This window comes from Paenibacillus sp. MB22_1 (genome assembly GCF_047200555.1).
GTDB classification, from domain to species: Bacteria; Bacillota; Bacilli; order Paenibacillales; family Paenibacillaceae; genus Fontibacillus; species Fontibacillus phoenicis.
In genome coordinates, this window is sequence record NZ_JBLADV010000002.1 from 1572235 (window position 1) to 1596717 (window position 24483).

22 protein-coding genes and 1 other RNA gene are annotated in these 24483 nt (G+C 47.6%); 17 read left to right on the forward strand and 6 right to left on the reverse strand.

Features of this window, described 5'->3' with window-relative positions; all coding sequences use genetic code 11:
- Positions 1-377: 377 nt before the first annotated feature.
- The 5 genes from ACL02P_RS19195 (at position 378) to ACL02P_RS19215 (ending at position 4408) form a co-directional block, all read left to right on the forward strand.
- Positions 378-1292, forward strand: a complete 915-nt coding sequence (locus tag ACL02P_RS19195) for a DUF4338 domain-containing protein (protein WP_412836711.1) — start codon at positions 378-380, stop codon at positions 1290-1292.
- Positions 1285-2787 carry a transposase family protein gene (locus tag ACL02P_RS19200; RefSeq protein ID WP_412836758.1) on the forward strand — a complete coding sequence of 501 codons (1503 nt, stop codon included), beginning with the start codon at positions 1285-1287 and terminating at the stop codon, positions 2785-2787. The genes ACL02P_RS19195 and ACL02P_RS19200 overlap by 8 nt, the downstream gene beginning before the upstream one ends.
- 299 nt (positions 2788-3086) lie before the next feature.
- Entirely contained in the window at positions 3087-3551 is a 465-nt protein-coding gene (gene smpB, locus ACL02P_RS19205; protein WP_412837872.1) for an SsrA-binding protein SmpB, read from the forward strand.
- Positions 3552-3741: 190 nt separating this feature from the next.
- Positions 3742-4110: a transfer-messenger RNA gene (gene ssrA / locus ACL02P_RS19210) on the forward strand.
- Positions 4111-4267: 157 nt separating this feature from the next.
- Positions 4268-4408: a helix-turn-helix domain-containing protein gene (locus ACL02P_RS19215; RefSeq protein ID WP_412837873.1), complete on the forward strand. Its 141-nt coding sequence runs from the start codon at positions 4268-4270 to the stop codon at positions 4406-4408.
- Positions 4409-4721: 313 nt separating this feature from the next.
- Here the strand turns inward: ACL02P_RS19215 and ACL02P_RS19220 are convergent, their stop codons facing one another.
- A complete protein-coding gene (locus ACL02P_RS19220) occupies positions 4722-4979 on the reverse strand; it encodes an alkaline phosphatase family protein (RefSeq protein ID WP_412838266.1) in 258 nt (85 codons plus the stop codon).
- 357 nt (positions 4980-5336) lie between these two features.
- Positions 5337-6398 (reverse strand): fatty acid desaturase, encoded by a 1062-nt coding sequence (locus ACL02P_RS19225; RefSeq protein ID WP_412837874.1) that lies wholly within the window; start codon positions 6396-6398, stop codon positions 5337-5339.
- Positions 6399-6736: 338 nt separating this feature from the next.
- Between ACL02P_RS19225 and ACL02P_RS19230 the strand changes: the two genes are divergently transcribed.
- Genes ACL02P_RS19230 through ACL02P_RS19240 form a run of 3 tightly spaced genes read left to right on the forward strand, consistent with a single transcriptional unit; the run spans position 6737 to position 8635 of the window.
- Positions 6737-7132, forward strand: a complete 396-nt coding sequence (locus tag ACL02P_RS19230; protein WP_412837875.1) for an ATP-binding protein — start codon at positions 6737-6739, stop codon at positions 7130-7132.
- Positions 7104-8021 (forward strand): ATP-binding protein, encoded by a 918-nt coding sequence (locus tag ACL02P_RS19235; protein WP_412837876.1) that lies wholly within the window; start codon positions 7104-7106, stop codon positions 8019-8021. The genes ACL02P_RS19230 and ACL02P_RS19235 overlap by 29 nt, the downstream gene beginning before the upstream one ends.
- The gene (locus ACL02P_RS19240) at positions 7982-8635 is read left to right on the forward strand and encodes an STAS domain-containing protein (RefSeq protein WP_412837877.1); all 654 of its coding nucleotides are present in this window, start codon (positions 7982-7984) and stop codon (positions 8633-8635) included. The genes ACL02P_RS19235 and ACL02P_RS19240 overlap by 40 nt, the downstream gene beginning before the upstream one ends.
- 42 nt (positions 8636-8677) lie before the next feature.
- Here the strand turns inward: ACL02P_RS19240 and ACL02P_RS19245 are convergent, their stop codons facing one another.
- Complete coding sequence (locus ACL02P_RS19245; RefSeq protein ID WP_412837878.1) at positions 8678-9667, reverse strand: hypothetical protein; 990 nt, start codon at positions 9665-9667, stop codon at positions 8678-8680.
- Positions 9668-9973: 306 nt separating this feature from the next.
- Here ACL02P_RS19245 and ACL02P_RS19250 point away from each other — a divergent pair, with 306 nt between their 5' ends.
- The 3 genes from ACL02P_RS19250 to ACL02P_RS19260 all read left to right on the forward strand — a co-directional run bounded on the left by ACL02P_RS19250 (position 9974) and on the right by ACL02P_RS19260 (position 14402).
- Positions 9974-11692: an aminoglycoside phosphotransferase family protein gene (locus ACL02P_RS19250; protein WP_412837879.1), complete on the forward strand. Its 1719-nt coding sequence runs from the start codon at positions 9974-9976 to the stop codon at positions 11690-11692.
- A 155-nt stretch (positions 11693-11847) separates the two neighbouring features.
- Positions 11848-12495: a 2OG-Fe(II) oxygenase gene (locus ACL02P_RS19255; protein WP_323078568.1), complete on the forward strand. Its 648-nt coding sequence runs from the start codon at positions 11848-11850 to the stop codon at positions 12493-12495.
- Between the two features lie 458 nt (positions 12496-12953).
- Complete coding sequence (locus ACL02P_RS19260; RefSeq protein ID WP_009223158.1) at positions 12954-14402, forward strand: IS5 family transposase; 1449 nt, start codon at positions 12954-12956, stop codon at positions 14400-14402.
- A 159-nt stretch (positions 14403-14561) separates the two neighbouring features.
- On the opposite strand, the gene ACL02P_RS19265 is transcribed toward ACL02P_RS19260, so the two are convergent.
- Entirely contained in the window at positions 14562-15467 is a 906-nt protein-coding gene (locus tag ACL02P_RS19265) for an IS1595 family transposase (RefSeq protein ID WP_412836674.1), read from the reverse strand.
- Between the two features lie 163 nt (positions 15468-15630).
- On the opposite strand from ACL02P_RS19265, the gene ACL02P_RS19270 reads away from it, so the two are divergent.
- The 4 genes from ACL02P_RS19270 (at position 15631) to ACL02P_RS19285 (ending at position 18979) form a co-directional block, all read left to right on the forward strand.
- The gene (locus ACL02P_RS19270; protein WP_036645064.1) at positions 15631-15837 is read left to right on the forward strand and encodes a helix-turn-helix domain-containing protein; all 207 of its coding nucleotides are present in this window, start codon (positions 15631-15633) and stop codon (positions 15835-15837) included.
- Between the two features lie 330 nt (positions 15838-16167).
- Positions 16168-17004 (forward strand): hypothetical protein, encoded by an 837-nt coding sequence (locus ACL02P_RS19275; protein WP_412837880.1) that lies wholly within the window; start codon positions 16168-16170, stop codon positions 17002-17004.
- Between the two features lie 627 nt (positions 17005-17631).
- Positions 17632-18327, forward strand: a complete 696-nt coding sequence (locus ACL02P_RS19280; RefSeq protein ID WP_412837881.1) for a hypothetical protein — start codon at positions 17632-17634, stop codon at positions 18325-18327.
- On the forward strand, positions 18317-18979 hold the full coding sequence (locus ACL02P_RS19285) for an ABC transporter ATP-binding protein (RefSeq protein WP_412837882.1): 663 nt from the start codon (positions 18317-18319) through the stop codon (positions 18977-18979). Before ACL02P_RS19280 ends, ACL02P_RS19285 begins: the two co-directional genes overlap by 11 nt.
- Positions 18980-19044: 65 nt before the next feature.
- On the opposite strand, the gene ACL02P_RS19290 is transcribed toward ACL02P_RS19285, so the two are convergent.
- Positions 19045-19800, reverse strand: a complete 756-nt coding sequence (locus tag ACL02P_RS19290) for a type II CAAX prenyl endopeptidase Rce1 family protein (protein ID WP_412837883.1) — start codon at positions 19798-19800, stop codon at positions 19045-19047.
- The gene (locus ACL02P_RS19295) at positions 19797-22094 is read right to left on the reverse strand and encodes a chlorophyllase/cutinase-like alpha/beta fold protein (RefSeq protein WP_412837884.1); all 2298 of its coding nucleotides are present in this window, start codon (positions 22092-22094) and stop codon (positions 19797-19799) included. The genes ACL02P_RS19290 and ACL02P_RS19295 overlap by 4 nt, the downstream gene beginning before the upstream one ends.
- A gap of 151 nt (positions 22095-22245) precedes the next feature.
- Between ACL02P_RS19295 and ACL02P_RS19300 the strand changes: the two genes are divergently transcribed.
- Together ACL02P_RS19300 and ACL02P_RS19305 are read left to right on the forward strand one after the other, a co-directional pair.
- The gene (locus ACL02P_RS19300) at positions 22246-22974 is read left to right on the forward strand and encodes a response regulator transcription factor (protein ID WP_412837885.1); all 729 of its coding nucleotides are present in this window, start codon (positions 22246-22248) and stop codon (positions 22972-22974) included.
- Entirely contained in the window at positions 22964-24424 is a 1461-nt protein-coding gene (locus ACL02P_RS19305) for a sensor histidine kinase (RefSeq protein WP_412837886.1), read from the forward strand. The genes ACL02P_RS19300 and ACL02P_RS19305 overlap by 11 nt, the downstream gene beginning before the upstream one ends.
- Positions 24425-24483: the final 59 nt, after the last annotated feature.

Genomic DNA, 24483 nt, shown 5'->3' on the forward strand with positions numbered 1-24483 from the left:
TTTTGAGAAGCCCGTGTTCTTTCACGTTTTGGGAGAACCGGGTTCTTTTTTTACGTCCTTAGTTTGCGTGCTTGTGGCTTGGAACACAGTGGCCTTATTTTTTCTTTTGCCGTTTACCACTTGATTCCTGTTTTTTCGGCAAATAAAAGGCGCTTTTCTTGCTCCCTGTTATTGTTGTAGGAATTACGGAGGAATTATTCATAGTCCGGGGGTTCATTTTCGGCAGCGCATCAGTACTGACGCATGAAACTGAGATGTAACATTTGACGCGGGTTTTCATAGATCGTCGAAAAAACTTTTTCGCAATCCCGTGCTGGACAAGGCAAAAACACTATGCGATAATAGTGTGGGAACCTGTGGGGGGGGGCGAAATCTTTATGACTCAGGACTCGGAGCTGTTAGCTGGACGGATATTTACCAAGCAAGAGTTGGAAGATATCAAGTACATCGTACGCCGGTTCAAGCACTTAACCCGAACAGAGTTGGCACATACCATCTGTGAGGGGCTTGAATGGTTCGCTCCTAACGGAAAGTATAAGCGAGATGCCTGTATGGCATTGCTTGAGAAGTTGGAAGCCAAGGGTGAGATTGTTCTTCCGGCAAAGCGGAAGACGGTCGTTCGTAATCCTTATGTTCCTTTCGCGCAAAGTGATGAACTTCAGGAGCAAGCAGTTCTTTCCGGCACTGTATCTCAATATGCCCCAATCGCTTTGGAACCCGTTCAAGACCAAGCCGATGTTCGCCTTTGGAACAGTTTCATTGAACGTTACCACATGCTGGGCTACAAACGCCCGTTTGGCGCCCATCAGCGCTACTTTATCTGGTCAAGCGCCGAACCGAAGCGTCGGCTCGGATGTCTGCTGTTTTCTGCGTCGGCATGGGCCTTGGCTGAACGCGACAACTGGATTGGCTGGAGCAGGGAAGACCGCAGCCAGCGTTTGCATCTGGTCGTGAACAATACTCGGTTTCTCATCTTTCCATGGGTGAAGATCAAGAACCTGGCGAGCAAAGCGCTGGCGATAGCATCATGCCAAATCGTCGTCGATTGGCAGGAGCGATACGGCTATGCACCCGTACTGCTGGAGACATTCGTGGACACGGCGCATTACGCAGGGACGTGTTACCGGGCGGCCAATTGGATCGATCTTGGTCTTACCGCCGGACGGGGGCGCATGGACCGAACACACGAGCATGCGCTAAGCCGGAAACGCATCTTTGTCTATCCGCTGCGGCGGGATTTTCGAGCGCAGCTGTGTTCGCTGCCCGTATCCGGGGGTGAGCGGGATGAGTAAACCGGTGTCCGCAGCCCAGTTACGCCGCAAAGCCAAAAGAAGAAGCCAGAAGATGCTCCGAGTCCGTCAGCAGAAGCAGGGCATAGCCATGCCGCGTAAAGCAACGCTTCCGAATCGCAACAGCATATGGAAGACGCCGGAAGAGGAAAAGGCGGGAAGACAGCAGGCGGTGGAGGGAACCCTGAACGTATTCCGGCAACTGCTGCCGGGGCTGCTGCATGACCTGGGGAAGATCGAGGATCCGCGCCATCCCAACAAAGTCAAGCACAAGCTCACCGTGCTGATGCTGTACGGGATACTGGCGTTTGTGTTTCAATATGCGTCGCGGCGGGAAGCCGGACGCGAGATGAGCCGTCCTGTGCTGTACGAGAATCTAAAGGCGTTGTTTCCCGAACTGGAAAGTTTGCCGCATCACGATACGCTGTGCCGGTTGCTGGAGCGGATCGAAGTACAGGAGATTGAGCAGGCGCACCTGAAGCTGCTTCGGCGGCTCATCCGAAGCAAAAAGTTTCGAAACGATCTGGTGAAGAAACGATATCTGATCGCGGTAGACGGCACACAAAAATTGGTGACGCAAACGTGTTTGTCCGAAGAGCAACTGCACCGGAAACCGGGCGGCAAAGAAGAGCCGGAATACTATGTGTATCTGCTGGAAGCGAAGCTGGTGTTTCCCAGCGGGTTGGTGTTGCCGCTGATGAGCGAATTTCTGGATAACACGGTCGATGAAGGGAGCAGCAAACAGGATTGTGAATTAAAGGCGTTTTACCGGCTGGCGGCACGACTGAAAGCGGCGTTTCCCCGCTTGCCCGTGACGCTTCTGCTGGATGGCTTGTATGCCAACGGTCCGGTGATGGCGCTTTGCCGCAAAAACCGGTGGGAATTTATGATCGTGCTGCAGAACGATTCGCTGCTGAGCGTATGGAAGGAAGCACATGCGCTCATGAAGCTCCATCCGGAGCAGACCGTCACCCGCACTTGGAAGGGGAGAGCCCAGACATTCCGGTATACGAATGACATCGAATACGTTTATGGCTCCAATGAACGGTTGAAGCAGACCGTACACGTCGTCGTCTGTGAAGAAACGTGGGAAGAAGCAGATGAGCAGGCCAAGATCGTCACGAAAACCTCCCGCCATGCCTGGCTTTCCAGCGAACCGCTCCATGAGCGCAACCTGCATGTGCGTTGCAACGTGATGGCCCGGAGCCGCTGGGGACTGGAGAACGACATCCTGCAAGAGAAACGGCAAGGGTACCAGTACGAGCATGTTTTCGCCTATGATTGGAACGCGATGAGAGGATACCACTACCTTATGCATCTGGCCCATTTGATGAATGAACTGGCCGGACTGGTTGAAGTTGTGGCGGCATTAACTTCTCAGTTCGGCATTCGCGGATTTCTTCGGCTGCTGCGGGAAACGATTGCGAGTCCGTGGTTAGACCTCGTACGGATGCGGGAACTTCAGGAACAGAAGAGGTACCTGCGTTTTGCTTCATGACCTGCAAATGTGCATAAAGAATCCAAGAGTGCGACGCAACACGTCTGTCCATTATAAGGAAAAAAAGTACGCTCAAAGAAGAAAGTACATCACGAGAAGGTGGTGATGCAGCCGTACAGCCGGATATTTTCCGGAAAAGTTCATAGGATACCCCGTAAAAACGGCATTTTAGCCATTCGCAAGACCTACAAACATTTTCATGCGTCAGCTGTGGCAGCGCATCCTTGCTTTTGACCGCCGGAGTTGATACAATTAATGTCTGGTAAACTGCCCCGTGGGGCTTCAGGAGGAGGATGAACATGGGTAAGAAAAGTGAAGGCAAGGTACTCGCGCAGAACAAAAAAGCTTCCCATGATTATTTCATCGAAGACACCTACGAAGCGGGCATGGTCTTGACGGGAACTGAAATCAAATCGATCCGCAATGGCCGAGTGAACATCGGGGATGCGTTTGCGACGATCCGCAACGGCGAGATTTTTATCCACAACATGCATATCAGCCCGTTCGAGCAAGGCAACCGGTTCAATCCGGCCGACCCGACGCGAACGCGCAAGCTGCTGATGCACAAAGCGCAAATCAACAAGCTGCTCGGCTTGTCCAAACAGGAAGGCTATACGATCGTGCCGCTGAAGATTTACATCCGCAACGGATACGCGAAGTTGCTCCTGGGCCTGGGCAAAGGGAAAAAGCAATACGACAAACGCGACGCCGCCGCCAAACGCGACGCACAGCGCGATATCCAGCGCGCGCTTCGCGAAAAGTAGAAGGTGGCAAGGTAAGTTCAGTTGCTCAGTTCCCTCTGTTTCCATCAAGTCCATAAACATGAGGCAGTTTAAACGTGTTATACTATGTATTGTAACAATGCGGTCGCTAATCCTTGGTCGGACAAGGAAAGTGACTGCAAAGCAGCACACCTTTGCCGGCTGCACCGATGATCCAAAACCTTTTTCATTCGGGGGCGTTTTTGGATTCGACGGGGGTAGATCGAGCATGGGTAGCGGGTAGTGGGGAGCGTCCGCTTTATCAACGCTAACGCCAAATTTAAACGGCAAAGCTAAACAACCAACTCTGGCTCTGGCCGCCTAATAACGGCCTCCAGGCTCCTACCTTCCATCGCCCATGTGGCAGGATAGGGGCTCAACCTTTAGTGGGATACGCTGTCTAGTCTCCGCCTGCGGCTAGCGGAAGAAGACAATCAGGCTGACCCGGAAGGAAGCCGGTTACGGGGCGGCCTTCCGGGTGACATCAAAACCGTGACTACACCCGTAGAAGCCTGTGTGGCGTTGCCTTCGGACAGGGGTTCGACTCCCCTCGCCTCCATTGTTAAAAACCCTGTACGACGCGTACAGGGTGAGAGTTAAACCATATCTTTGCCGCCGCGGCAAACTTTTGCTTTAATGTTGCATATTTTTGTCTGTATGTGGACAAAAGTATGCTTTTGTTTTATAAACCATCTTTTCGCCAAAGTTAGGGTGGATCAATGTTGGATCATTTAACCTCAGTTGGAGAAAGAATAAAGTCGATCAGAAGACAACATCAATTGACCCAAATTGAATTTGCCAAAAGCTTAGAAATATCCCAAAGTACGCTCAGTGAGATCGAATCTGGGAAAGTTACTTAACTGTGACGCCCAATTGCCGCTTTCAGCGACGGCAGAAATGTATCTCAAGCAGCATGAAATGGACGTAAAGATGAAAATGGCCTTGCCTTTACTTACAAACTTCGCAAGTTTGCAACTGAGCCATCCCAATTCAGATCCCTTCATGCAGACACCCATCATGTACGCACCATTTTTTCATTGTGGGATCGAGTACCTATCAAGGCAGACTTGCACTGTCTTGCGGTTTTCACACACCCTTCCGAGATCGTCAGAGCATTCCGCAATGGTTACTTGCTGGAAATCCAAGAAACCGGTTCGCTGTTGTTTACGTGTACTAAACCATGGGGAAGTTTTGGGAATATTTCCGGAAGGAAAAAGATGCAAACGGTGAATACCGAATCAGTCCCGGCACACGATGGCCATCCGGATACGCTCCGGTAAGCAGAGAGCTATCGATCGTGACGGACATCGTGGGGAAAGAACTAATCAATTCCTTATAATATTGGCCGTGTTCAATTAGGTGTTGAAGCGCAGGAAGCTGTTTTTGTTCAATTCCTTTATCAATCGCTTGCGACATTAAAGAATCAATCATCAAAAAAAATGACCTTCTTTTTGTTTTCTCCGTTTATGGATTTAACATGAAAAAGATCTTGTTCTTCAGGTTTTGATTCCTGCTTCTGGCATCCAATGGCCACGATAAGAATCAAGACGATGAGCAATAACCGATAATCCTTTCCGAGGTGTTCGGCAGCAGCCATACCAAAGCTGCAGAAGCGTTGGCTCAAAGCATTTCGCTATTGGAACCGTCGGTTCATACGCAAATTGTCGAATTGGGAAGGACACTCCATCCGGCCACAACTGAGATTGACGTCAAGGAATGCCAGCTCCCGGTGTAGGCGGGAGAAGAAAAAATTTGCAATAGGAAACCGACATTTTCGATTCGTTCTCATTAAATCGATTCAGAGGATTTATCGGAAGTACAGGTTGGTCGCTCGTTTGCTTTCCGGGCAATCAAGAAATGCTTGATGTACCCGAATCCCATCAGTTTCTTGCGATTCTCGTCCCATATGCGGAAGTTAAGCGATTTCAGGCTTGATAAAATGGTAATCGGCGCAACATCCTGGAACATCGTATTTTCTTTCTGAACGCGGTCCAGGTAGTAGTTCGGCACCCGGGGGCTCAGGTGGTGAATATGGTGAAAGCCGATGTTTCCCGTAAACCAATGCAGAACCTTTGGCAGCTTATAGAAGGAGCTTCCGCGCAGAGCCGCGCTCAAATGATCCCATTTATCGCCTTTTTCAAAGTAGGTCCCTTCAAACTGGTGTTGGACGTAGAAGAGCCAGAAGCCGGCCAGACTGGAAAGCAGAAAGATTGGTCCCTGAACCAATAAAAACGCTTGCCAGCCGATTGTCCAACAAAGCAGCCCGGCGACAGCGGCGATTCCAAGATTGATGATGTAGGTATTAAGCCGTTCCTTCATCCGGGCTCCCTTCCGGTTAAACCGGTATTCAATGAGGAAAACGTAGGTGGGACCGAGCCCGAACATAATCAGGGGGTTTCTGTACATGCGGTAAGCCAGACGCTTCAGCCGCGGCAGCGCCAAATATTCCTCCACAGTCAACGTCCAAATGTCTCCCATGCCGCGCCGATCCAAGTTGCCGCTGGTAGCGTGATGGACCGAATGGCTGCGCCGCCACTGATGGTATGGACAGCAGGTTAAGATTCCGGCAATCGTTCCTAATATCTCGTTGGCGGTGCGGTTGGCAAAGAAGGCGCCGTGGCAGCAGTCATGGAAGATGATGAAGATCCGGACCAACAAGCCGGCTGCCAGAACAGCCGGAATCAAGGCAAGCCAATAAGACACCGAAAGGCTCCAATAGGCAGCGTACCAGAGCACAAAGAAAGGTACAAAGGTATTCACGATTTGCCAAATGCTCCGTTTCAGGCTCGGTCTTTCGTAAGGTGCGATAATTTTGCGCCAGTTTTTCTTCACGTTGTGATCGATCGTCAAAACTCCTCTCGCTGATTCAATAACTGAAATCATCAAAGCGTGTAAAATGTCCTTTTATGAACAACGACCGCTAATGAAGATTAGCGGTCGTTGGGTACTTTGTAAAGTATAATGGATGTTCTCAGTGTTTCAGTTACAATAAGGATAACATTCCGGATAATGGAAGTCAACACTTGACGTTCTGTGCGAAGCTGAAGGGGGGCAAGGGGAATTTGTCCAAATTAACAATGAGCTAGTAGGAAATTTAGGATTTAAGTCGAAATATAAGAAGTAAGGATGTTCGAGGTATCAACTGGAAAGATAATAAGTTTAATGTAGCATGGAGGCTTCCTTAGCCGATGACCTATCAGAAAGTGAACATTTCTTCAGAAGATGATATCTATTTTGCGTTAAGTACCGTTCGTCATTTTATGAAGCAGCTCCCTTTTTCCGAGGCAGATCAACAGAGAATTTATGTGAGTGTTTCGGAGTTAACCCGAAACATTTTGGATCATGCTTGCGGCAAAGGGATTTTTTATTGTGAATTAATCGATCAGGGAATCCGTTTTACAGTGACCGATGAAGGGCCCGGAATTCCCAATATAAATGAAGTGTTAAATGGAAAGAAGGGATCGTCTTCGTGTGGACTAGGACTCGGATTATCCGGTGTGAAGAGATTAATGGATGAATTTCAGATTGAGACTTCGACGAGAGGGACGAAAATAGTTGCAACCAAATGGACAGGAAAAAACTAAAAAAGCAACTCAAACGGACGATACATTAAGCCGTCTTGCTTCCATAGGTCAAATAGCGGCGGGAATCGCGCACGAAGTGAGAAATCCATTAACAGCAGTGAAGGGATTTCTACAATTACTGCAAAGGGAGGTTTCCCATAGTTATTTAGATTTTGCTTGCTCGGAATTGGAACAGGCAATCTCTACGTTACAAGATCTATTGCAGGTTTCTAAGCCCGACTTGGAAGATGAGTCCTGTATTGCGATTAATCTTTGTTCGGAATTAGAGTCTTTGCTTTATTTGTTTCAGGATCAAATCTATCGGGTTCAAATTGCAAAGAAATTTCGCAATAGTGATGAAATCATTTATGGGAAAAGAAATCAGTTAAAGAAAGCGTTTTTTAATCTCTTGAAAAATGCTTTTGAAGCCATTCCCAATGAAGGAACTATTACCATCGAGCATTACCGTGTGGGCGACATTATTTATGTTATCATTTCGGATACAGGTGTAGGGGTACCTAAAGAAAAGCTTCAACTGTTAGGTACCCCTTTCTTTACAACGAAGGATGAAGGCACGGGAATGGGGCTAACTCAGGTCTATTCGACCATCTACCAACATGGAGGTACAATCGATGTAAAAAGCAGAGAAGGAATCGGAACCACATTTACCATTCAATTTCAAACAAAAATGATCGAACAGATTGGAGCGATGGATTTGGATCTGCAATATGTAAAAGGTCAAAGCTTTAAAGAATATTTTTTGCTGAACCAGGATCGTTTTAATGAGTTGTTTACTTCGGAGACCCGAGATACGATTCAATTAGTTAAAGACTCCATGTATAAAATCAATGTGCATGAGATTTTTGAAAAATGGCAAAGCTCTTGGTTGAAGATCGTCAGCATGAGCTGACGATGCTCGCCAAGGAACTCGGAAAGAATGGTGCACAGAACGACTTTCCCTTAGTCTTAAAGCTGGAATTGCTCCAGGCGTTTCGTAAATTATATTGGAATTTCTTGCATAACTATCATAAGCATGTCGAGCTTGACATGGAGGGTGTGTTTCAACTCGGAATCAAAACCAATTTTATGTTGGACCATTATATTTTCCATTATTTTTCGAGCTATATCGAGTACAAGGATGAATTGCTTCGTTCTCACCGCGAAACGATCGATGAATTGTCCGTCCCCATTATTCCTTTATCATCCTCGATGGCGGTGCTGCCCATTGTCGGAACATTGGATACCTATCGGGCGAAAAGAGTCCAGGAACGGACATTAAATCAGATCTCCAGCCTGAAAATCCAAAAAATTATTATCGATTTGTCCGGCGTTGCGTTTATGGATACGGCTGTGGTGGGACATTTGTTCCGAATTGTAGAGGGAATTGGCTTGCTCGGATGTAAAGCGATTATAACAGGTATTCGCCCGGAAATCGCGAACACCATGATCGAATTAGGGATCCTATTTACTGAAAAGGTTGACACCAAAGCAACTTTGCAACAAGCCTTGGAAGAATATCAATAAACCCGAGCTTGGGTTGTAAGCTATTTAAAAATAAGGATCGGATTAATAGTGTTTAACGATTATTTGGCTTTGAATTGCGAATCTGCCAGGTAAGTATTCGGTATTTGCTGTCCGAAGGACCTCCATCTTCTCATTCAATAAATAGAGCTTGGTTTGGTCTTGTACAAGAACGGTCCGATCTTCACCAACCTGAAAGTCGGCTCTCTCTGACGAAAGTTGTTTTTTTCCTGCAAGTCCTTTGGCATTAAACTTATAAATTGTATTGCCGATCACTATCACAAATTCATCCTTATATCCATTTCCATCATAATAATTATCCCGCCATTGTGTACCAGTAAACTTTTTTGACCAAAGTAGGGCCCCATTCTTATTCTTTGCTAGAACAGTCGTCACGTTTTTCGCTTTATCAAAACCAGTGTAATATAGGGTACCGTCCGAAGATATTCCGCGAAAATCGTCTTTGCCAAAAGTAACGTCTGTTTTGAACTTGAAGTTTAGGTTGTCATCATAGAAGGAAACCCGTGCCTTGGTTTTTCCGAGACTCGAATAAGTGAATAGGTAGCCATTCTGGTAATCGTCAACGTATTCGTTCAACTGTTTCTTTTGCAGTAGTTTGCCAGTGGAATCAAAACGATAGATATTATACTTATAAGTGTTCAGCCGAATGTAGACGAGCAGAGTTTTGTTTTTTAGCATGAACATACCAGCAATTCCTTGACTAGAATCCTTCTCAGTGAAAGTTTTACTCCATAAAACTTTCCCTTCTTTGCTAGTTGCTTTTAAATGATAATTTTGATTTTTACCTCTATTTGTGTATATAGTATAAATTTCTCCTTTTTCGCCTATTTTAGCTGTTTTTCCCCAATCAACATATTGTTGACTATCTGATTTGAACGTGGTTTGAAGGGAGCCTTTAGTATCGTCCAAAATAGAAAAGTTGGTGTAATTATAATACTTTGAAGAGGAGGAAGAATCATCTTCAAACCAAGGACTACTATACTTCACATAGAGTTGTTTGCCGAATTTTTGCAAGGAGATAGAATTCATTTCATTATCAAAAGTGCAGCTCTAGAGAGGCTGAGGTAATTGATCGGGTATATCGGCATAAGTTGGAATGCTCGTCGAAAAGAAAAACAAGAGTGCTAAGACTGGATAAATTATTTTTTGCATTCAAAAACCACTCATTTCTCATAATAGGTAATATTGATAATACCATAATAAATGTCGAATTTTAGTAGTATTTACAGCATTATATCCTTCACTCCATCCTAGGATTGAAATGCTACACTTAGTGTGGTTATTAATGCTGGACGCTACGATGGGGGGAGGGAATATCCTGTGTTTGATATCAAAGGTTATGAAACGTTCGAAAAAATCGATCCGATCACCAAAGGCTGGTCGAGCGACAAAAAATACTACATCGAAACCGTCACCAACGAGAAATTGTTGCTGCGCATCGCTGATATTTCCCAGTACGACCACAAGAAACATGAATTCGAAGTGATGAAACGATTAGCCGATAGCGGTGTGCCCATGTCGCGGCCTGTGGATTTTAGGGTATGCGACAACGGCCAAAGTGTCTATACCCTCTTGACTTGGTGTGACGGCGAAGATGCGCAGATGGTATTGCCGAAGATGACGGACACGATGCAATACCACCTTGGCGTGGCAGCCGGGCAAATCTTGAGGAAGATTCACAGTATTCCTGCCCCAGTGGATCAAGAACCATGGGATCCCTTTTTTAATCAAAAGGTAGACCGAAAAATAAAGCAATATCAAGATTGCGGCGTCAAAATGGATGGCGACGAGCTGATCATGGCTTATATTGAAGCGAATCGGCAGTACCTCGCTCGGCGGCCACAGTGCTTTCAGCACGGCGATTATCATGTGGGGAATATGATCATTTCGCCAGAAGGGGAGCTGTGGATCATCGATTTTAATCGCAGTGATTACGGCGATCCTTGGGAAGAGTTTAATCGCATTGTGTGGAGCGCTAAGGTGAGTCCGCATTTTGCTACGGGGCAGATTCATGGCTATTTTCATGGAAATCCTCCGGAACCATTCTTTAAGTTATTGGCTTTCTATATCAGCAGCAACGCGTTGTCTTCGATTCCTTGGGCCATCCCTTTTGGTGAAGAGGAAGTCGCTGTTATGCAGCAACAGGCCCGAGATGTTCTTGCCTGGTTTGATGGGATGAAGAATCCGGTGCCTGCATGGTACTTGTCAGATTTTTATATCCAGTATATCGATGGAATCCCGTACAAGTTGAAGTCTCCCTATGACTTCTCGTTTCTGAAAGAGTACGGAGAGGTCTTTAAGGTGTACGACGATCAAGATTCGGGCAACATCTGCTTTGGTGTAAAAATCAAGGATCAGAAGGTTTTTATCAAATTTGCCGGAGCCCCCACCGCTCGGTACAACGGCAAGCCAGAGGATGCCGTGGCCAGGCTGAAAGCTGCGGTTCCGATTTATCAGGATTTGGCGCACCCTCATTTGATCCGATTGATTCAAGCGGAAGAAGTGGGCGGAGGATTTGCGGCGATTTTTGAATGGACAGACGGCGAATGCTGGGGGAGAATGTACCCGCGGTCCAGAGAGAAATTTATGCAGCTGCCCGAACCTGCCAAGCTTGAAGTGTTTAACGATATATTGGATTTTCACATTCATATTGCGGAGCGCGGATATGTGGCCATTGATTTTTATGATGGCTGTGTCTTGTATGACTTTGCTGCAAACAAGACAATCTTATGCGATATTGATTTATACGCCAAAAGCCCCTACATCAACACGATGGGCAGAATGTGGGGCTCCTCACGCTTCATGTCTCCAGAAGAGTTTACGCTTGGTGCAGTCATCGATGAGATATCAAATGTGTACGTGATGGGGGCTGCGGCGTTTGCGCTCTTCGGTGGGGGGACCGACCGATCGAATGAAAAATGGCGATTGAATGATGAATGTTATGAGGTGGCGTTAAGAGCCGTTAGCGAGGATCGGAGCAAACGTCAGCAATCCCTTTTGGAGTTGAAACGGGAGTGGGATGCAGCCCGCTTGAAGTGAACTGAACCATGCCAAAATCAACGACCATGTGAGGTTGTTGATTTTTTTGTTGGTTAGGATGATTCGGGTGAGAACAGCTGACAGGGGGATACTCGACGAACTTAGGCTGATGTATAATGATTCCATCGAAAATCTGTATAGTAGAGGTGATAGAAATGAGCGAGGAGATTTCCATCTTGCCGATTCAATCCTTCTACTCGCTCGATGATTGTACCGTTGCGGCGACGGTGCTCCACAAAGAGCCTTTGATCATGAGATTCGAACGGCTGCTGACGGACGACGAATGCCGGCAGTTGATTGAAGCAGCCGCTCCCCGACTACGAGAATCCAAACTCGTGAACAAGGTGGTCAGCCAAATCCGCACGAGCCGCGGGATGTTCTTCGAAGAAGAGGAAAACCCCTTCATCCATCGCATCGAAAAGCGAATCTCCGCCTTAATGAACGTGCCGATCGAACATGCCGAAGGCTTGCAAGTCCTGCACTACGGCCCTGGCCAAGAATACCAAGCGCACTATGACTTTTTCGGTCCGAACAGCCCTTCCGCAAGCAACAATCGGATCAGCACGCTGATCATCTACTTGAACGATGTGGAGGCAGGGGGAGAGACCGTCTTTCCCTTATTGGATCTAGAGGTCAAACCCGAGCGCGGGTCCGCCCTGTACTTCGAATACTTCTATCGTCAACAAGAACTCAACAACTTGACCCTGCACAGCAGCGTTCCTGTGGTTCGCGGTGAGAAGTGGGTTGCAACCCAGTGGATGCGGAGGCAGCGTGTGAGGGAGTTTGGGGTTATTTCGAGTTGATCTTGAATCGCACTTTGTGATTATCGTATGGATTCAGATGATAGCTGGGCAGTTCAGATGACGGGCTATATAGAAGAAATGTCCAACGTCTCTTAGAGTCTACTGATATGTAGTTCATTGAATATCTGCAAGGCATCTTTGAACCCTTGCAGATATATTTTTACTTTCAAGATTTCTTGTAATGTGAATTGAGCATCTTCATAAAGAAATAAAGTTTGTTTGAGATTGTCAGGAAGTGTTTCTCGTAGTGTCATGATATATTGTTCTGATTCACACGATATTTGCTTGTAATCAGAGTTGTTGGTCTTAAGTTCATTGTATAAAGACTCTAATCGGTTACGAATAAGCGGATCAATTAAAACCTCTAAAAGTCCGGTGAAAAAGTCCGCGTAAGCAGGCCTTTATCACGGGTTTGTCGAATTTATATCGTAACACGATGATCGAAAGAGTGATTGAACATGAAAGCCTATAAGTCATCGGCTATCCAGCCTCAGATGTTCCAATTTGTGGATATGGATGAACTCGTACCGAAAAAGCACATCCTGCGCCAACTGAACGAAGCGCTTGATTTTTCCATCGTCCATGATTGGGTGGCGCCGCTGTATACGGAACGTACCGGACGCCCGGCGGCTGACCCGGAGCGGATGGTTCGACTCATGCTGCTTTCGTATTTGTTCAACCATTCCGAACGGGAATTGTATCAACTGTTGCCCATGCATGGGGGCTACTTGTGGTTTTGCGGACTGGATTTCGAATCCGTCTTGCGCCCGGATCCATCCAGGCCGTCCCTGCCGGATCGGACGACCTTGGTGAAGACCCGGAAATTGTGGCGAAAACACGGTATTTTCGACACGCTCATGAAACATGTCGTCGATCAGTGCATCGCCGCCGGACTGGTCCAACCCGATGTAGATGCGGGAGTCGACGGTTCCCAAGTACGCGCCAACGCTTCTATCCACAGCTTGAAAGAAATCACTCTGGCCCCTGTGGAGTCGATTGAAGACTACCTGGCTCGCATGGCCCGGCAAGACGAGCAACCCGAAGGTGACGCCGCTGATTCCGATGATGACAGACGGCCGCCCGCACCGCCCACGCGAACAGAACGGCGTCTGGAAGACGAAGCGACACATGAAGATTTTCATGGCAAAACGTTCTCGAACAAGACCCACCGCAGCGTGACGGACCCGGATGCTCGCTTGTACAAAAAGAGCAACGGTCAGGAAGCGCATTTGCGGTATTTGGTGCATCATGTGACGGATGTCAAATCCGGCGTCATTCTGGCTACGCAAGCGAGCATCGCGTCCGGAACGGCTGAGCGCGAGACGAGCTTGCAGCAGCTGGCCGCGATCCGTTTTGCCCATCCGCAAATCCGGATTCGCACGCTTTCTGCCGATAAAGCCTACGGTACGACAGATTATCTGCGATCGCTGTTCGAGCAAGGGATTATTCCTCTGGTTTCGCTTCGCAACCTGGCACTGGAAGATGTACCGACTTGGAAACGCCAAACGAACGATCCGGAGAAACAACGCAAGCGTCTGGCCAAAATCCGAGAAATCCAAATCCGCAACAAAGCCAAACAAATTCAGCTCAAGGGTTCTTACCGTCATCTGCAAAAGTTACGGACGCGGTGCGAGCATGTGTTTGCCGAAAGCAAAGTCGCGCATGGCCTGGGTCGCGCGCGGAGCCGCGGCCTGGATTGCATGCAGGAGCAGGCACTGCTCACGGCAATCGTTCAAAATCTGAAAAAACTATGCCGGTTTAAGAAGAAACGACCTCAAACCGGTATTTCGGCATGTCCAAAACCGAAATCCGTGATGATGGAGGTGGTGTCGGACCTGCTCATTTCGGTGTTGGTTGGGTTGTTTTCCTCTTTTTTCATGCCGAAGAGACGGATACAACTGACTTAAATCACCGGACTTCTAAAGAATTGATCATGAATCACACCTCCCGGGGATTTAATTTTGAAAATAAAAATTCGACTTCACAAACATTATTTTAACATATCAAATATTTCGGTCAAGCGAACATAAATATAACTTTTGAATATCAAGTTAGCTCCGCTAAGGTCAAGATATGAGTTTCTGGTAGGTGATGGTGTCGGTTGAAACACAGGCTGTCAGCAGTCGATTGAACAACTGGCCTTCAAACCGTCTGCGGTTGGTGCGGAAGCAAAATTCATCCAAATACGCTTGCAGGTGCTTGGGAGCCAGACCATGATAGGTGCCGCCAATAAACGCTTTGGCATTGGAAATCATCGTGTGCAGCCATTTCAGATGATCGGGGTTTTCCTTGACGTTAAACTCGAGCGGCTGGTGATCGTAACCTTCCTCCGCGAGCTTGCGATACGAGCGGTACGCATCGCTGCTGATGGTGGCACCGGGCTCGATATGGTGCCGGGCAAAATCGACCAGCGTCTTGCCTTTGACATTCGGAATGACCTTCATTTTCACATATTTCGGCGCTCCTTTTCTGTCCAGCGATACGGCTGCCAGTACAGGGGTTTGTTCCGTGCCGCGACCGCGTTTGCCGCCTTCGGTCGGCGCCCCAAAGAACGCGTCATCCAGTTCGACCAAACCGGCCAGTTGGTAGTGGGCATCGCGATCTCCCATGGCTTTGCGAATCTTGTGAAGCATTAACCATGCTGTGGGGTAGGAGATTTCCAGTTCGCGCGAAAGGAAAACCGCGGAAACGCCGCGTTTATCGTGCGCCACAAGGAAAATCGCCCAGAACCAGGTCAGCAGCGGCGTATGGGATTTATGCATAATGGTGCCGGCGGTAACCGAAGCCTGATACTTGCAGCGCGTGCATTGATACAGCTTACGGCTTTCCAGAAAGTAGAACGCATCGTGCTCGCATTTGGGGCAACAGAAGCCGTTCGGCCAGCGAATCTGAAACAGATGCTCGCGGCATGCGTCTTCCGAATGAAATTTCTCTTGAAATCTCTTTAACGTCATCGCTTCTTGTTGTGCCATGCCAACCACTCCCGAACACTCGTTTGCACCTAGTATATCAAACAAATGTTCGTATGTGAAGGATTTGCTGAGGCAACTTGATATTCAAAATATAACTTTGTTTATGCAAAGATTGTTCAATATAATTAAAGAAAAATTCAACTTCTTTGCGAGGGGTTTGGCAATGATAAGCTATAAGCCATTTCAAAAATTACTTATAGATCGAGAGATAAAGAAGCATGAGTTAATAAAAATGACGGGAATATCTTCTGCTACTATGGCAAAATTGAACACAAATGAATATGTCTCTTTAGAAATCATTGATAAACTCTGTTCAGCATTAAATTGTCAGCCTGGTGATTTATTGGAGCATATTCCTGACAAGAAATAAAAGAGTGATTAGTGATTAAAAAGCATACTCAGTAACTAGATCGGCTTAAAAGCATGTAAGGCTCAGTCTCCGAGTAGAAGAATTTCAGGACCAATGCGTGAGAGCTCAGTTAAGAACATAAAAGTTGTAAAAGGCGAGTCTCGGATCCCTGAGCTCGCCTTTTTTGTGCTTCTCATTCGTGGTTGAAATCTAGTTTCAAAACACAGGTAATTTCTAGTATACTCACAATATGGAATTTATTCTCTCTCGTGTTAAAGATTTCAGACCGAATTCTCGGTCCATTTGTTTTGATTTTTTTGCCAAGGCCAGTTGCATCTAGGAGGTTTGTAGGTGAGCTATCTTAAAGTGGATTTCAATAGACTAATAAGAGATAAGAAGGTCATTCTTGTAGTGTTGGTGATGCTTGCCATTGCCATCTTAGATCCTATTTCAGTAACTCGGCACTTTGATCAATACCCGGGTTCTGTGGAGACCATTGGTCTAAATCCATTTCAGTTTTGGATGTTGATGAATTCGGTAAGTTGGGGGAACAACCTTTATCATCAAATATTTTGGATTATGTCGGTTTTGCTCACCGGGTTAATCTATCATGAAGATAAGAATACTTCCATGTATACCTATCAAATCATTCGAAAAAGTAAAATTCAGTATATCCTCTCCAAGTTTATCTCAACGGGAGTATTATCCTTTGCGATCCTATTTGTAGCACTAGAAATCAATGTATTCATGACGTACACTCTATTTCCTGATACGACTCAAATGACAGAGTATTACCATAATTTAATTCCGCAAGAAGGAAGCTTTGTATATCAGGCATTTCTTTCGAATCCGGTGAAGGAGGTTCAAATCTATACGTTTCTTAATGCGCTCGCGGTAACGATATTTGTTATTTTTTCATTATGTCTCAGTATGCTGTTTCATTTTAAAAACCGGTATGTTGCCCTATTAGTTCCTGTCATTATTTTGTATGGCATTACTTATATTTTCGATTCATTCCCCCCCTTATTCTCTTATAACATTCGGATGATCCTCCAACCTATGGCGGTTAGTGCGATGACTAATATTATAGGATGGGAGAATGTGGCTATTGCTTTTGGGGGATGGATGATACTGAACATCATCATGATAAGCATCATTTTGGTGAAGTCGAGAGATAGTTATGAATAGATTACTATTTTTAGTTGGGTTCACGATCTACATTGCCATTACTGGAATCATTCTGCTATTGAAAATACCCATGGGTCATTCTTGGTTTGATCAATGGATATTTAATAAATTTTATGTATTTCAGTTTATGTCTGTACTTACAGTCGGACTGGCTATTGAAAGCAGTCGTTTTCATCCTACAACGTACGTACGAATAGGAAATCGAAGAAAAATACTTCGAAACGAGTTAGTTGGTTACTACATCCAAGGCCTAATTTGTGTGAGTATGATCTTCTTTTTTATTTGGTTTGGAGCCGTTTTACTGAGAGAAACGAGTCATCTGTTCTTCCTGTTTGAATGGTATATCAGATACTTACTGGGAACTGTTGTTTTCATCAATATCATGTCATGTTTGAAATGGTCAAACCATTGGCTACTAAGCAAATACGGCCAGCTCATTGTTTTTACGTGGTTAGCATTGGAGAGCATCGTATTCATCCCTTATTTAAAAAGGTTCTCCTCATATAAAATCAACCTGATATTTTCATGGGTCTTTCATCCGGGTGCAGTAAGCTGCCTGGTCTTAGTCGGTTTCATTCTTTTAACGATATTCCTAAATATCAAGTTAAGTGATAAGAGGGATTTTATATGATCGAGGCGTTGAAAAGTGTAAGACCCATGGCTTATGTGATCTTGCTGGGCAGCATCCTGATCAGCTACGTCTTCTTAAAAGCTTCGGGCATGAACGATCTGTTAACGATGGTTCAGACGATCTTTGGAGGCAAGCCTTTAAGCAGTCCCATGCTGCAGGGGTTATTCGTCATGCTCATTTTTTTATTACAGTATGTGTGTATTGACTATATTGTCTTTTATATTGACAATTCGGATACCTTATCCATCCGATATGGAAGCAAGAACAATTGGCTTAAAGCTCTGTTGAAAGGAACTTCAGCACTTCTGTTCGCTTTTTTATTATTGTTTTACTTCGTGTGGTTATTCCTGGATTCGATATGGGGCGATTCAAAAATAACTCAGTCTATGAATTTAGATACGGTTGGAGTTCTGGCGAGAATTTATTTGTTTTGCCTGATTGTGGTTTTCGCTCAAGTCTATCTTCTGTTGAGGCGATCAAAAGCAGGTACTTTTATGATCATGGGGGGAATATCTGTCCTATTAGCGATGACTAGCCTTTATCAGAATTTTGCATTTCATATCTTACCTCAGATGAATCATCCAACAATGACTCTGATGAATGTGATTGGGAACTTAACCTTAGCTCTCGTGCTGCTAATCATGATTCAAAGGAAAAGCACAAAGAAGGAGTTGTCATTCCATGAAGATTGAGGTCACCAACTTCACCAAGACGATCGGAAAAACAAATGTTCTTGAAAATATAAATGTTACGCTCAATAGCGGGCATATCTACGGGGTAGTAGGTAAAAACGGAAGCGGAAAAACGATGTTCTTACGGATGATTTCCGGTTTGATCCTTCCCACGAAAGGCGAAGTCAAAGTAGATGGGAAAGTCTTAGGCAAGCAAATTTCTTTTCCCGATCAACTGGGGATTTTACTTGAAAAACCAAGTTTTCTCGGCCACCCTACCGGTTACGAAAATTTGAAAATGTTGGCCAAAATCAGAAATAACGCGAGTGACGAAGATATTCAATCCTATATGAATTTGTTTGATTTGGATTGGAAAAGCAAAAAGAAAGTCAAGCAATATTCATTGGGGATGAAGCAGAAACTAGGAATTATTCAGGCCATGATGGAAAATCAACAAATCATTATTTTGGATGAACCTTTTAATGCCTTGGATGAGGCTTCGGTTGAAACCTTAAGACAAGTATTAAGAAAGTTGAAAGCAGAGAAAAAACTGATCGTCATGACTTCGCATAACAAAGAAGATATTCAATTGCTATGCGATTATACATTTACGCTTTCTGCTGGAAAGATGATGAGTTCAACAAACGAGAGTGTTGCACTTATTGCCGAATAAATTCTGAATCCCCGCCTCCATATATCAAATCCACAACCTTAAGCGGTTGTGGATTTTCATTATACTCAGTTCATCACATTGAACAACACGGGAAGCAAGACCAATTGATTGATGACATGCGTGGCGATATGTCCGAGCATGGCGTAGGCTAATCCGTGTTTCCAATATAAATAGCCAAATCCGATGCCCGGCAAGAAGTTAAGCAATAACGTCCGGATTACGGTAACGGTGCTTAACCCCAACATTTGTGCAGTCGCAGGAAGATGCCCTGCGGCAAAGATCAATGCGGCCATGACCATCCCCGCGATATAAATGCCATTGCGATCTGTAGTTTTCGTAAGCTTGCTGGCCAGCCATATGATGATCGACATGAGTCCGAATCTGAGCAGAAGCTCCTCAATGATTCCTCCGTACAATACGCTTCCCAGAAAATAAAGCCAGGAAAATTCAAATCTCTCCGCCAATCCCAAACTTTCGGCAAAAACCAGCTTTTCTGCAATGGCAATAAAACTGGCTGACAATAGTCCGATGCTCACCGCTGCAACAATGCTTTTCCTGCTCCAAACAAACGGTTTGTTCAAATGTACTTTTGGAGAAGCCCATACTCCTGCGATTGTAGCAAGACTCGCCAACGCTGCAGTTTGAAGCATAGCGATCAGGATAATCACTTGCTTCGACCCGAGCTGAGCCGCTACTTGACTTTCCAGTTCAGGCGTTAAGGTCATCGCTTGCTGCGCTCCTAACAAAGCGCCTGAGATCAAGCCTAGCACCATAACGGCCATCACTTTTTTCGCAGATACCATCTTCTTTATCTTGGTCATCGCTCGTTTTCCTTCCCAATTGTGAATTTCACTGCATCGCTGATGGCAGCATCGTCACGAAGGCCGACATCGCGCAAGTAGATCGAGCCGTTGGCGGATTGATCAAACACGAAACGGATTCGGCTGATCCGCTCCGGCTGGAACGACGGATTGACGTGGCGAAAGTCGGATAGCCGGAAAGCGAAGTTTTGAAAGACCGGCTCCTTGGTCGGCATCAGCGATGTAAACGGCCATTTTACGATACCGCCTTCGAACATCGGCAGCAGACCGCCCGCTGCACTCAGTGGCATGGAAGCCGTGTTGCCGCTTGTATCCTCGACCTCGATGGTCAGATCAACAAGCTCTTCCTGCGTACCCGACCGATCAGCCATGGAGAAGACGAGGGTGCCATTCGGCGGGACGGCAAGCCCGGTGTCGGGCAGGACGATCGTATAGGAAGGAATCCCGTCGACCTTGCCGCGGTCCCAACCGAGGCGAACGGCGCTGAACAGACCGGGGGCGAATTTCATCTCGACCTGTTCTTCTTTCCATTCCGTCAGCCGCTCTCCAATCAGTTGACCGCCGGGCAACGTGGTTGTGGAAAGATCGATATCCTCGTCGAAGGTGCTGATAAGCGTCGTCCGGGCGTCCAAATAATCGTTGATATACATCGTATCCGGCAGCCATTCTCTTGCGTGGCCGAGGTCTTGGAAAATGGCGCGGTATTCGGTCCTCCCGTACAAGGTTGCATCGAGGAAGGACGAGATGAGCACCTTCGCCGCTTGCAGCTGCTCCTCCTGCGGGATCAGCTGGGCCCGGTTATACAGCAGGTTGCCGAGTCCCGGTGCATCGCTCCGCCCCCACACCGTATTGAATTGCCCGTGATTGGCCCCGTAGATATAGACCGACGCTTTGAAATTATCACTGCCAGGTGTAAAATCGACCCGGTTGTACTGGCTTGCTCCGGCGAAGGAACTGACGTCCATGTCGTGAGCGCCTTGAAGGGCGAGGTAGTTGAGATCAGTCAGCTCCGTCGGCCGACTTGCCGGCTCGTACTGGCCGTCTGTACCCGCAAGCGAGATGACGGAACGGATGCCAAAGCCGTAATTGAACTTGATGTTGCCGTCCTCCGGCGGTGACTGCAACTGGTTGTACGCAGCCGCCACCGTTACCGCCTCGCCGCCGCGGGAATGGCCGATCAGCGCGATCCGGTGCATATCCACTTTCCCATAGAACGGGTTGCCCACCGTGCCGTTCCATTTCTTCCATACGCTCAAGTGCTCCAGCATGAGCCAGCCGCGTGCCGGGTTTTCCTTCTCCAGCACGTTCAACATGAACAGGTCGTCGAAGGGCGAGGTGTTGAGAAAATTTTCATCGATCGACACGACGATATAGCCGCGGCTCGCCAGCAGTTCCCCCAAATAGGCATAGCCCGGGTCTGAATAATCGGTGGCGAGATGGTTGCCGTGCACGATCATCACGAGTGGAAATGGCCCTTCTCCATCAGGATACCAGACCAGCCCGTTTAACGGTATCGCTTCCGGTCCGAAACCAAATGTCTTTGTACGGAGGGAGGACCAGTTCGCCACAAAGGCCGAGCCGTCCACCGGCTCCGTGATCAGCGAATCTTCTGCATTAAAAACCTTTCGGTAGCCGTTTGCGCTGCCGTAGGTTAGTTTTTTGATCGGATACGTCCCCGGCTCCGCAGGATTCGCTAATGTTCCCGGGTAATGCTCCGCTGCCTTCATGACCGACAGCCGGTAAGGCTTCGCCAGTTCCGCGCGCCCGCCATCCACCAGCCAAGCTCCCGTGCAGAGGGTAAACACAACGGTCACTGCCGTCGCAATTCCGGCTATCACCTTCGTGCGTGTTTTTGCTTCGCGATATGACCCCCGGATCCAGCGGGATATCATCGCTCCCGATAAGGAACAGCCGGCCAGCACGGACAAGGTGACGATAAACATGACCGTCATCGGACCAATAAAGCTGATGAACAGCAGGATGAAGGAGGCAAGCGCCAGACCTATGTACCGCGAAGGCATACGTTTGGCAAGATGCAGCACTCCAGCAATAACCATGGCGATTAAAGCAATGGCAAGCAGGAACACTCCGGTCCCGGTCACATAATCCCACAGCCCCCGCGACCCGATCAGATGATAGCTTTGGATGAGAAAAATGACGCCAGCTATGCCAAAGAGCGCGATCGATGCTCCTTTCCAGCCCGGAGTCAGCGGGGGTTGACGCTTGATCCCCCCGACAATCCGTTCCCGCCACGTTCGGATCGAACCCCTTCTGGACAACTCTGTTTCTGCCATATCATGACCTCTTTCTCAGATGATTGTTACAACAACATCCAATATAGAGACCTCGTCTTTCCGCCACCTGTCGCTTTTCTTACAATAACCTTACATAGCAGGAAATCGGCTTTACGGTGCGAACAATACGAAGGAGTGAGGTGGTGGAATAATGCCCAAAACGATACTGTTAGTCGACGACGAGCAGGACATCGTGGACATGCTGAAGCTTTTTCTGGAGCCAGATTATCACGTTCTTGAAGCCAATGACGGACAATCCGCGATGGAGATGTTCGCTCGCGCGTCAATCGACCTGGCGGTGATCGATATCATGATGCCTTATGTGGACGGCTTCAAGCTCCTTCAATGGATACGGAAACATTTCAGGATTCCGGTGATTGTTCTGTCGGCCAAAAATCAGGAGGCGGACAAAATTGCCGGGCTTGGCCTCGGTGCGGATGATTTTATCGCCAAGCCGTTCAGTCCTTTGGAGGTGGTGGCCCGAATTCAGGCGCATTTGCGGAGAACGTACGAATTTAACGATGCCGGTGCGGCGGGTACAGGTGTGAAAGCGGACATCACTGAGATCCGACTTGGGGAGTTGATCCTGGATCATGAAGCGTGCCTGTTGTACAAGCGAGGAGAGCCAATCGAGTTAAGCGCGATCGAATACAAGCTGCTGAAGTTGTTTATGAGCAAGCCGGGGCGCATTTATACGAAAAAGCAAATCTTCGAGCAGGTGTGGTCCGAACCCTATATCGCTGACGACAATACGATTATGGTGCAGATCAGTCGGCTGCGGGACAAAATCGAGGATTCGCCGCGGGAACCCTTTTACATTAGGACGGTTCGCGGCCTCGGATACCGGTTCGCCAAAAAGGATGAGCTGGATGCAACGTAAACCAAAAAAGCTGTTTGGGATGTTGCTTCGGAACTACGTGATTTTTTCACTGACGCTGGGAATGAGCTTCATCGTGCTGCTGCTTTTTTTCGTGGAAAGAACCAACGTGCGAATGCCTAAGGATATGTCGTTGCTGCAAGCGCATGCGATCGTTCGTCCGGATCCGGCTGACATCCAGAGCGATGTGATTGAAGAGGTGGATGGCTGGGTGGAAATTCTCGATGAGCAGCTGCGGATCATGGAGGTCCGAGGAGAGAAGCGGGACGGCAACGTGACGGGCTATACGGAGGGGGAACTAAACGCTTTATTTTACGATTCGGACGACAATCCATACTATACGTCGATGGCTCCATTCCATACGAATGACGGAGAGCGTCGTTACGTCCTGGTCAGGCTGCCGAAACAGCAGATCCGGGCGGATTTCATGCTCAATGAGAAGACAGAGAACTATCAGAGGATCTTTTGGATCGCTTTGGCCGAGACGGGGGCGTTATTCGTCCTGCTATTTGGCATCAACGTCTATGTGTACAGCCGCTTGGCCGCAGTCCGGTTGACCAACCCGCTTGGCGCGATTGCCGCGGGTATCCGCAGCGTATCGGATGGGCGCTATCATGAGCGGCTGCACATCGAAGCGAATTACGAGCTTGCGCAAATTCAGGAGAGCTTCAACAAGATGGCGGAAAAGCTGGAGCAAGTCGAAGCGAACAATCGGCAGCTGGCAGAGAGCAAGCAGCGGATGCTCGTCCATATTTCGCACGATCTGAGAACGCCGATCACGACGATTCAGGGTTACGTGGAGGCGCTGCAGCATGGGGTCATCAAGGAGGAAGCCGCACGTCAGCGGACCCTCGGTCTTATCCACAGCAAAACGAAGCTGGTCGCTGAACTGATCGACGATGTCTTCGAGTTGGCGAAGCTGGAGGTTCCCGACTATCCTGTCGTCAAGAAGGTTTGCGATCTTGCAGAGTTCACACGCGAAATGGCCGTAGACTATTACGATATGTTCGAGGAAAAGGGGATGAGGTTCGAATTCGACATTCCTTCGGACGAGCTGCCCGTGCCGATCCATACGAAGTTGCTGTACCGGGCGGTCTCCAATCTGCTTGCAAACGCGCTGAAATACAATCCGCCGGTAACGCATGCGCGGCTGTCACTCATAGACGGGCAGGACGCAGTGCGGATTGAGGTCGCCGATAATGGCGTTGGCATCCCCGCTGAATTGCGTGCCCGCGTCTTCGAGGCGTTCGTCCGCGGAGACGCCGCGCGCAAGAGCGATGGCGGCTCAGGGCTTGGCCTGACGATCGCCAAGCATATCGCAGAGAAGCATGGGGGCAGTCTCGCGCTCGACAGTGACGCAGGCTGGACGCGCTTTGTGCTGACCTTGCCGAAGACAGGGGAGATGGGCCCGGTCATGGAAGAGCCGCACGCGGTGAGCGAAGTCGGAGCTTAAATGCGTCACACGACAGCGAATTGTCGATTTGCCATACCGCAGTTCACCCCCATTCTGAA

What these genes read in the sequence shown, in the direction of transcription:
- ACL02P_RS19220 (WP_412838266.1), bottom strand. Translation starts at nt 4,979, where the DNA reads ATGATTGATTCTTTAATGTCGCAAGCGATTGATAAAGGAATTGAACAA.
- ACL02P_RS19215 (WP_412837873.1), top strand. Translation starts at nt 4,268, where the DNA reads ATGTTGGATCATTTAACCTCAGTTGGAGAAAGAATAAAGTCGATCAGA.
- ACL02P_RS19200 (WP_412836758.1), top strand. Translation starts at nt 1,285, where the DNA reads ATGAGTAAACCGGTGTCCGCAGCCCAGTTACGCCGCAAAGCCAAAAGA.
- ACL02P_RS19295 (WP_412837884.1), bottom strand. Translation starts at nt 22,094, where the DNA reads ATGGCAGAAACAGAGTTGTCCAGAAGGGGTTCGATCCGAACGTGGCGG.
- ACL02P_RS19280 (WP_412837881.1), top strand. Translation starts at nt 17,632, where the DNA reads ATGATCGAGGCGTTGAAAAGTGTAAGACCCATGGCTTATGTGATCTTG.
- ACL02P_RS19260 (WP_009223158.1), top strand. Translation starts at nt 12,954, where the DNA reads ATGAAAGCCTATAAGTCATCGGCTATCCAGCCTCAGATGTTCCAATTT.
- ACL02P_RS19285 (WP_412837882.1), top strand. Translation starts at nt 18,317, where the DNA reads ATGAAGATTGAGGTCACCAACTTCACCAAGACGATCGGAAAAACAAAT.
- ACL02P_RS19195 (WP_412836711.1), top strand. Translation starts at nt 378, where the DNA reads ATGACTCAGGACTCGGAGCTGTTAGCTGGACGGATATTTACCAAGCAA.
- ACL02P_RS19300 (WP_412837885.1), top strand. Translation starts at nt 22,246, where the DNA reads ATGCCCAAAACGATACTGTTAGTCGACGACGAGCAGGACATCGTGGAC.
- ACL02P_RS19290 (WP_412837883.1), bottom strand. Translation starts at nt 19,800, where the DNA reads ATGACCAAGATAAAGAAGATGGTATCTGCGAAAAAAGTGATGGCCGTT.
- ACL02P_RS19240 (WP_412837877.1), top strand. Translation starts at nt 7,982, where the DNA reads ATGGCAAAGCTCTTGGTTGAAGATCGTCAGCATGAGCTGACGATGCTC.
- ACL02P_RS19270 (WP_036645064.1), top strand. Translation starts at nt 15,631, where the DNA reads ATGATAAGCTATAAGCCATTTCAAAAATTACTTATAGATCGAGAGATA.
- ACL02P_RS19265 (WP_412836674.1), bottom strand. Translation starts at nt 15,467, where the DNA reads ATGGCACAACAAGAAGCGATGACGTTAAAGAGATTTCAAGAGAAATTT.
- ACL02P_RS19255 (WP_323078568.1), top strand. Translation starts at nt 11,848, where the DNA reads ATGAGCGAGGAGATTTCCATCTTGCCGATTCAATCCTTCTACTCGCTC.
- ACL02P_RS19305 (WP_412837886.1), top strand. Translation starts at nt 22,964, where the DNA reads ATGCAACGTAAACCAAAAAAGCTGTTTGGGATGTTGCTTCGGAACTAC.
- ACL02P_RS19230 (WP_412837875.1), top strand. Translation starts at nt 6,737, where the DNA reads ATGACCTATCAGAAAGTGAACATTTCTTCAGAAGATGATATCTATTTT.
- smpB (WP_412837872.1), top strand. Translation starts at nt 3,087, where the DNA reads ATGGGTAAGAAAAGTGAAGGCAAGGTACTCGCGCAGAACAAAAAAGCT.